The organism is Hoeflea sp. BAL378 (assembly GCF_000759435.1).
Taxonomy (GTDB): Bacteria; Pseudomonadota; Alphaproteobacteria; order Rhizobiales; family Rhizobiaceae; genus Hoeflea.
In genome coordinates this window covers 1-7,848 of record NZ_JRJG01000149.1, presented here as the reverse complement: position 1 = coordinate 7,848, position 7,848 = coordinate 1, and the positions used below count along the sequence as shown (strand labels likewise).

Here is a 7,848-nt window from a genome sequence, read left to right as displayed (position 1 = left end):
GCCGTCGCCGCCGGGCTGGCGGCCGGCGCCGCCGGTTCCGCGCTCGAGCTCCTTGCAAGTGAACGCGATCGGATAGGACGCCTCCAGCACCTCGACGGGCACCGCCGACACGCCGGTGGGATAGCAGATCGCCGACAGTCCCGGCTTGTGCGCCCGCGCGCCCATGCCGCCCGAATAGTTGAACATGGAGCTCGTAAACGGCTTTCCTGCCGCGTCCTTGCCCTGGATCTGGATGGTCCAGACCGCGCCCGAGCCTTCCGCAATCACCGCGTCGGGCAGGATCTGCGCCAGCGCCTTGAGGATCGGGAACGGCACATACATGCCGACCACGTGGCGGGCGTTGACCGGCGACGGGTAACGCGCATTGACCACGCACTCGTCGGGCAGCTTGATCTTGATCGGCGCCAGCGAGCCTGCGTTGTTGGGCAGGTCCGGGTTGAGCGTCGAGCGGATGGCGAAGGTGGCGTAGGCGTGGGTATAGGCCGGAACCACGTTGATGCCCATGGCGCTCGGGCCCGAAGAGCCCTCGAAGTCGATGGTGATCTCGCCCATTTCCGGATCCACGGTCACGGCGGTCTTGAGTTCGATCACCTCGCCGCCCGGCACGTCGAATTTCGAGGCGCCGTGCCAGGTGCCGGCGGGCAGCTTCGAGATGGCGTCGCGCGTGGCCTTTTCCGACCGCGCGATGATCTCTTCCGACAGGGTGGAGATGTCGTCGAGCCCGTAACGGTCGCAGAGCGCGTTCAGGCGCTCGGCGGCGATCATGCCGCTCGAGACCTGTGCGCCGAGATCGCCCATCAGCGCGTCGGGCGTGCGCACGTTGCGCTTGATGATGGAGAACAGCGTCTCGTTGGGACGGCCCTCCTCGTAGAGCTTCATCACCGGGATCCACAAGCCTTCCTCGTGGATGTCCCGCGCGCCCGATCCGATGCCGTAGCCGCCGATGTCGGAATGGTGGATGGTCGATCCGGCATAGGCGATGATGCGGCCGTTGCGGAAGATCGGCGAGATCACGGTGATGTCGAAGAAGTGGCCGGCCGACATCCAGGGGTCGTTGGTGATCAGCACGTCGCCGGGCTTGAGCTGGTCCATGTCGGTGTGGGCCAACAGGTTGCGCGCGGCGGCGGCGAGCGAGTTGATGTGGCCGGGCGTGCCGGTGACCGCCTGGGCCACCATCCGCGCGTTCTCGTCAAACAGGCCGTTGGCGAGATCGCCCGCCTCGCGCACGATCGGGCTGAAGGCGATGCGCTGCAGCGCCCTCGCCTGCTCGGAAACGATTCCGATGAGATTGCTCCACAGGATCTGAAGTTCGACGCCGTCCATTACAGGGCTCCCTTTGTTCTTTCGGCAACGATGCTGCCGCTCGCATGCAGGGTCGCGACCCAGTTTTCGAGGACGAAGATTGTCGTTTCGCGTTCTTCGATGATCACCGGGCCGGCGATGACATCGTCCGCCGTGATCATGGACCGCTGGTGAACCGCGACCTGCCGGGGCTTGCCGTGGAGGAAGACGGTGCGGCTTTCGGCCTTGCGTCCGGCGCCGGGGTTTGCCTGGCGGGCGGCCGGCCGGTCGGCCTGCGAGCCGCTGGCGGTCACCAGCCAGTTGACGATCTCGATGCCCATGCCGCTAAGCTTGAGCCCGTATTGATGATGGTACTCAGTCTCGAACAGCGCCTCGATGCGCCCGGTGTCGCGCGCGGCGATCACGTCGGCGGGCAGGTTGATGCGGACTTCGGACTGCTGGCCGGAATAACGCATCTCCACCGCATGGGCGAAGCGCGCCTCCTCGTCGGGGATGCCGGCCTCGCTGAGCGCGTCGCCGCCTTCCCTGGTCATGCTTTCGAGAACCGCGTCGACCGCGGCCCAGTCGAGATCGGAGAGCGGCGAGACCAGGCTGCGGACCAGATCGATCTGCGCCGGCGTCACCAGGGTTCCGAAGGCCGAGAGCACACTGGCGAGCGGCGGGTAGATCACCTTGGTGCTTTCGGTGAGTTCGGCCACCATGCAGGCATGGACCGGACCGGCGCCGCCGAAGGCCAGGAGCGGCAGGCCGCGATAATCGATGCCACGCTCGGTGGCGTGCGTCCGGGTCGCCGCAGCCATCTGCTCGCAGACCACCTCGAACACGCCCCAGGCGGCCTGGGAGCGGGGAAGGTTGAGCTTCGCTCCAAGCTCGTCGAGCGCCTTTTCGGCGGCCGCGGTATCAAGCTGCATGTCGCCGCCCAGGAACCGCTTCGGGTCGAGAATGCCGAGCACGACGTCGGCGTCGGTGACGCAAGGGTTGACGCCGCCGCGGCCGTAGCAGGCGGGCCCGGGCATGGAGCCCGCGCTTTCGGGACCGATCTTCAACAGACCCAGATCGTCGACCGAGGCGATCGAGCCGCCGCCTGCGCCGATCTCGATCATGTCGATCGACGGCACCGTGATCGGCATGCCGCTTCCCGGCTTGAAGCGGTAGCGCCGGTCGACCTCGAAGGTGCCGGTAACCAGAGGCTCATGGCCCTGCACCATGCAGGCCTTGGCGGTGGTGCCGCCCATGTCGAAGGAGATGAGGTCCGGAATGCCGAAGATGCGGGAGAAATAGCAGGCGACCAGCGCGCCGGCGGCGGGGCCGGATTCGATCATGCGGACAGGAATGGTGCTGGCCCGTTCGGCGCCGATGACGCCGCCATTTGAGAGCATGATCAGCGGCTGCTGCGAGAAGCCGCGGGTCTTGAGCTCGGTGATCAGCGCCGAGAGATAGGGCCGGGTGATCGGCACGGTGTAGGCGTTGATCGCCACGGTCGAGGCGCGCAGATACTCGCGCATCTGCGGCGCAATCACGCTCGACAGCGAGACATAGAGATCGGGCGCTTCCTCGGCGAAGATCCGCCGGACCTCTTCCTCGTTGGCGCCGTTGCGGTAGGAATTGAGGAAGCAGACGGCGACCGAGACGATGCCCATCTCGCGGCACTTGGCGATGATGTCGAGGATCTCGGCGCGGTCGACCGCGGTGCCCACGGTGGCGTCGGCGAAGGTGCGTTCCTTGACCGTGAAGGTGCGCTCCATCGGGATCAGCGGCTCGGCGAACTCGATCTGCGGATCGTACATGTCATAGCGGTGCTCCTCGCGGATATAGAGGATGTCGCGGAAGCCTTCGGTGAGCAGCAGCGCCACCGGCGGGCCCTTGCGCTCGATCAGCGCGTTGGTGACGACGGTGGTCGCATGCACGATGACATCGTCGACATCGCCGGGCGCGATGCCGGCCTTGCCGAGCACCAGGTCGACGCCGCGGAAGAACCCCTCGAGAAGATTGTCGTGGGTGGTCAGCGTCTTGTCGACGTAGGACCGGCCGTCGGAGGCCAGCAGCACGGCGTCGGTGAAGGTTCCGCCAATGTCGATGGCGAGCGAATAGCGTGTCATGTCGGGTACTCCGTGCATCCCATGTCTGTGGATATGGCGCGCGCGGCCTGGGTGACGGCGGCGCAAAGCGGGGCCGGCGGTTCGGCGGGAAGTTCCTGCAGCGAACCGGCGACGGTGATGGTGGCGACGAACCTGTTCTCGAGGTCGAAGATCGGCGCCGAGATGGCGTTCACGCCTCTCAATGTCTCCTCCGGCGCCACGGCCCAGCCGGTCTTGCCGGCGCGGGCGATTTCGGCCTTGAGGCGTTCGGGATCGAAGGCCTCTCCATTGGCCTTCGGCGGGTGCTGAGCCGCCAGTTGCGCCGGCAGCAGGGCGGGATCGCCGAAGGCCAGCGCGACCTTGCCCTGCGCCGAGGCATGAAACGACAGAAGCGCGCCGGGCTTGGTGACGATCTGCACCGGGGATTCGACGCGGACGATGTCGACCACGCGCATGCCGCCGTCCTCGGGAATGGAGAGCGTGCAGGTGAGCCCCACCTTGTCGCGCAACTGCATCATCACCGGCCGCGCGGTGCTGGTGAGCTGGGTTCCGTCGGCAATCGCCTGGCCGACATGGAACAGCTTGAGCGTCAGCCGGTAGCGCTCGGTCAGCGGATCCTGGCGGACATAACCGATGTTGCACAGCGTCTGCAGGTAGCGGTAGACCTTGGCCCGCGGCATGCCCAGCCGCCGCGCCAGGTCCGTCACCCGCACGTCCTCGGACATGGGCGCCATTTCCTCGATGATCTGGAAGGCGGCGATGGCCGAATGGTTGTTGATCTTGCTGGTGTCCTTCATGTCACTATCCCGGAAACAGGCCTGGCAGCGTCAGCGTGAGCGCCGGCACGAAAGCCACCAGGGCGAGGATGATCAGCGAGATCCCGATCATCGGCAGGATCGCGACGGCCACTTTCTCAAGCGGCGTCTTGCCGATGGCCGAGACGATGAACAGGCACAGGCCGACGGGCGGGGTGATCATGCCGATCATCAGGTTGAGCACGACCATGACGCCGAACTGGACCGGGTCGATGCCCAGGAGCGGAAACAGCTCGTTGAGGATCGGCATCACCAGGACGAGTGCGGCCAGCGGCTCGAGGAACAGGCCGAGGACCAGGAGCACCAGGTTGAGGAGCAGGATCAGCACGAAGGGTTCCGAACTGATGGCGAGCATCTGGGCGGCGATCTCGCGCGGGATGTTCTCGATGCCGAGGATGAAGGAGGTCATGCTGGCCATGGCGACGATCAGCATCACGCCGGCGGTCATGGTGGCGGCCTCGTAGAAGGAGGCGATGACCTTGCGCGCGTTGAGCGTGCGGTAGAGCAGGAGGCCCACCGCCAGCGCATAGACAACGGCAACGGCGGCGGCTTCGGTGGGCGTGAAGACACCCGAGCGGATGCCGCCGACGATGATCACCGGCAACAGCAGCGCGGGCAGCGCCTTGATCGCCAGCGGCCAGCGCTCGGCGGCGGGAATGGCGGCCGGCAGCGGGTGATCCTCGCGCCGCGCCTTGACCAGGACATAGACGAGCAGGCCGCCGCACAGCGCGAAGGCGGGAATGATGCCGGCCAGGAACAGGTCGGCGATCGAGGTGCCGGTCAGCACGCCATAGAGAATGAGCGCGAGCGACGGCGGCACCAGCGGCCCGAGAATCGAGCCCGCGGCGGTGAGCGCGGCGGCATATTCCGGCCTGTAGCCGTCGCGCTGCATCGCCGGGATCATGACGCTGCCGATCGCCGAGGCTTCGGCGGTGGCGGCGCCGCTGACGCCCGAGAACATCATGCTGGCGAGCACGTTGACGGCGGCGAGCCCGCCGCGGACCCGGCCCACCAGCATCTGGGCGAAACGGACGATCTGGCGGGTGAGATCGGCCGAGTTCATCAGATTGCCGGCCAGGATGAAGAAGGGAATCGTGAGCAGCACGAAATTGTCGATGCCGGCGATCATCTTCTGGGGAAAGCCGATCAGCAAATGCAGCTGGTCGTTGACGATCAGATAGGTGAGCGAGGACAGGCCAAGGCTGAAGGCGATCGGAATGCCGATGACCATGAAACCGAGGAAGGAGAGGAGATAGAGAGTCACAGGCTTGGACCTCCCTGGTGCGCGGCAAGATCATCGAGCGACTGCCCGTTTGCCCAGGCGCGCGCGAACAGCACGATGTCGGCTATGATGCGCAGCGACAGCAGGGTCATGCCGAGCGGCAGCGCGAAATAGACCCAGAACACCCGCGGCGCTTCCGGCGCGTCGGCTCCGAACAGGTCCTCGAGGATGAAGCTGAACGCCGGGATCGGCTGCGATCCGGCGATGTCGGCGAAGATATAGCCGTACCAGGCAAGGGTCAGGCACAGCGCCACCGAGAGCAGGCTGCCGAGGATCGCCAGCATCAGCGCCGGCACCCGCGGCAGCGCATTGGCCAGGATCGACAGCGCGGCAATCTCGCCGCGCTCATAGGCGAAGAGCATGGCGAGGAACGACGCCCAGATCAGCAGGTAGCGGCACAGCTCCTCCGACCACAGAAGCGAAGAATTGAAGCCGTAGCGCATGATCACCTGCGCCACCATCACCGTCAGCAGCAGCGCCATCAACGCGACGAGAAGCGCCTTGAGACCGGTGCGAAAGGCATGATGAAAGGCTGACATTGTCACGACATCCACTCCTCTTGATGGCCGCATCTTGGCGCATTGGCGCGCGTTTACCGGGGGCCCGGCACTAGGGTGCCGGGCCGTTCCTGCTTGGGACAGGAGGTTAAGTCAAACGATCAGTCGAAATCGGCTTCCTGGTATTCGGTGAGGTGCTTGTAGTCCTCCCGAACCGGAGCAAACACATCGAGATTGAGCGCAACCTCGTCGCCGATGGCTTCCCCGCAATGGACGACATCGGGGGGAATGCGGACCATCTCTCCGGCGCCCACCTCGACCACGTCCTCGCCGATCTCGAAGCGGACGCGTCCGGACACGACATAGGCCAGTTGCTCGAAGGGGTGGGAATGGGGTTTCTTCTCCATTCCCGGCTCGAGCCAGTTCATCACCATCAGCGCATTGTCGCCGCGGAAGGCGGTTCGCGACACTCCGTCGCGAACCTGTTCCCGGGGAAGCCTGTCCCAGCCATAGACCTTGGTTGACGCCATGGCGGTCACTGGCCCTTTGCGAAGGCTTCGTCGAACTTGGCGATCAGCGGATCCTTTTCCTTCCAGGTGGTCACCACCGGGGCGGTCAGGGCCTTGAGATCGTCAAGGTCGCCGAGCTTGTTGATGGTCACGCCATTGGCTTCGAGGAAGGTCACCGTCTCGGCGTCCTGGGTCGCCGCCAGCGCATAGGCCTCGGTGGTGGCTTCCTTGCCGGCCGCTTCGACCGACGCCTTGTCCGCGTCGCTCAGCTTGTCCCAGGCGGCGCCCGAGATCATGATGACGCCGGGCCAGAAATAATGGCCGGTGAGCGTGACTTGCTTGGCGGCGTTGAACAGGCTTTCCGACTTGATCGAGGAGACGTTGATCTCGACGGCGTCGATGGTGCCGGTTTCGAGCGCCGAATAGACCTCGCCGTAAGCCATGCCGATCGGGTTGACGCCGATGGTCTCCCAGATCGCCTTGTGCAGCGGGATCGGCACGATGCGGGTCTTGAGGCCCTTGAAGTCGGCGAGGCTGGTCACCGGCTTGTCCTTGGAGAGGAAGTGGCGCAGGCCGGCATCGACGAAGCCGACGCCCTTGATCTTCTTGTCGCCGAGCGTGGCGAGCAGTTCGTCGCCGAGGTCGGAGGTCAGCACCGCCGAAAGCTGCTCGTAGCTCGACACGGTGAAGGGCTGCTGCAGGGCGTCGAACGAGGCGGCGCCGAGAACCAGCGGCAGGGTCGCCGAGGAGACCAGCGCCCCGTCGATCAGGCCGATCTGGATGCCTTCGAGCAATTGCTTGTCATCGCCGAGCTGGCGGTCGCCATAGACCTCGATCTTGACATTGCCGTCGGTCTTCTCGGCGACCTTCTTGGCGAAGATCTCGAGCCCGGTCTGGAAAATGTGGGTCGACGCCGCGGCGTGGCCCATCTTCAAGGTCACCTCCTGCGCGCCGGCCAGCGAGGGCAGCACCAGCAGGGCGAGGCCTGCCATTACAGATAATTTCGTCATTCCATCCTCCCAAAATTGTTTCACTCAATGAAACAGTACGATGCAGAGTGAAACAGAATGGGAGTCGAGTCAAGTGCCCGGATGCGCCGGCGCCGCCGCCAACGGCGCTTCATCCGGAAAAAATCGCGTTTCTGGCGACAGGGATTTTTCGGCCTACCACCCCTGCCGTGATTGCTGCACCGCACGTGCAAGCGGGAGTGGCGGCGGACAACCGCGCGGTGACAATGGCCGGCGCGAGTCTGAGGTATCCGGGTCTCGGCAGGAATTCCTCTCCCCTGGAGAGCAGGGGTTAGGGTGGGAGTCGCGAGCGCAGCGAGGCGGAAACCGCCCCCACGGCTCTGTCCCGGCTTGCCGG

At 65.5% G+C, this 7,848-nt stretch carries 7 protein-coding genes; all 7 read right to left on the bottom strand.

The genetic code is table 11. The features are described 5' to 3' along the window. Positions 1-1,323 (bottom strand): hydantoinase B/oxoprolinase family protein (locus tag LL06_RS23380; protein WP_035532708.1); only part of this gene is annotated, 1,323 nt, incomplete at its 3' end. Continuing rightward, positions 1,323-3,401, bottom strand: coding sequence for a hydantoinase/oxoprolinase family protein (locus tag LL06_RS23375; RefSeq protein ID WP_035532707.1), 2,079 nt, complete (start codon positions 3,399-3,401; stop codon positions 1,323-1,325). The genes LL06_RS23380 and LL06_RS23375, both read right to left, overlap by 1 nt. Further along, positions 3,398-4,177, bottom strand: coding sequence for an IclR family transcriptional regulator (locus tag LL06_RS23370; RefSeq protein ID WP_035532706.1), 780 nt, complete (start codon positions 4,175-4,177; stop codon positions 3,398-3,400). Before LL06_RS23370 ends, LL06_RS23375 begins: the two co-directional genes overlap by 4 nt. A gap of 4 nt (positions 4,178-4,181) precedes the next feature. Then, positions 4,182-5,459, bottom strand: a complete 1,278-nt coding sequence (locus LL06_RS23365; protein ID WP_035532703.1) for a TRAP transporter large permease — start codon at positions 5,457-5,459, stop codon at positions 4,182-4,184. Next, complete coding sequence (locus tag LL06_RS23360) at positions 5,456-6,016, bottom strand: TRAP transporter small permease (RefSeq protein ID WP_035532701.1); 561 nt, start codon at positions 6,014-6,016, stop codon at positions 5,456-5,458. The genes LL06_RS23365 and LL06_RS23360 overlap by 4 nt, the downstream gene beginning before the upstream one ends. Before the next feature lie 119 nt (positions 6,017-6,135). Next, positions 6,136-6,504 (bottom strand): cupin domain-containing protein, encoded by a 369-nt coding sequence (locus LL06_RS23355; RefSeq protein ID WP_035532709.1) that lies wholly within the window; start codon positions 6,502-6,504, stop codon positions 6,136-6,138. Positions 6,505-6,509: 5 nt separating this feature from the next. Then, on the bottom strand, positions 6,510-7,493 hold the full coding sequence (locus LL06_RS23350) for a TRAP transporter substrate-binding protein (protein ID WP_081964157.1): 984 nt from the start codon (positions 7,491-7,493) through the stop codon (positions 6,510-6,512). Positions 7,494-7,848: the final 355 nt, after the last annotated feature.

Excerpts from the sequence above, each read along its gene's own strand:
- LL06_RS23355 (WP_035532709.1), bottom strand. The coding sequence starts at position 6,504 with ATGGCGTCAACCAAGGTCTATGGCTGGGACAGGCTTCCCCGGGAACAG.
- LL06_RS23375 (WP_035532707.1), bottom strand. The coding sequence starts at position 3,401 with ATGACACGCTATTCGCTCGCCATCGACATTGGCGGAACCTTCACCGAC.
- LL06_RS23350 (WP_081964157.1), bottom strand. The coding sequence starts at position 7,493 with ATGACGAAATTATCTGTAATGGCAGGCCTCGCCCTGCTGGTGCTGCCC.
- LL06_RS23370 (WP_035532706.1), bottom strand. The coding sequence starts at position 4,177 with ATGAAGGACACCAGCAAGATCAACAACCATTCGGCCATCGCCGCCTTC.
- LL06_RS23360 (WP_035532701.1), bottom strand. The coding sequence starts at position 6,016 with ATGTCAGCCTTTCATCATGCCTTTCGCACCGGTCTCAAGGCGCTTCTC.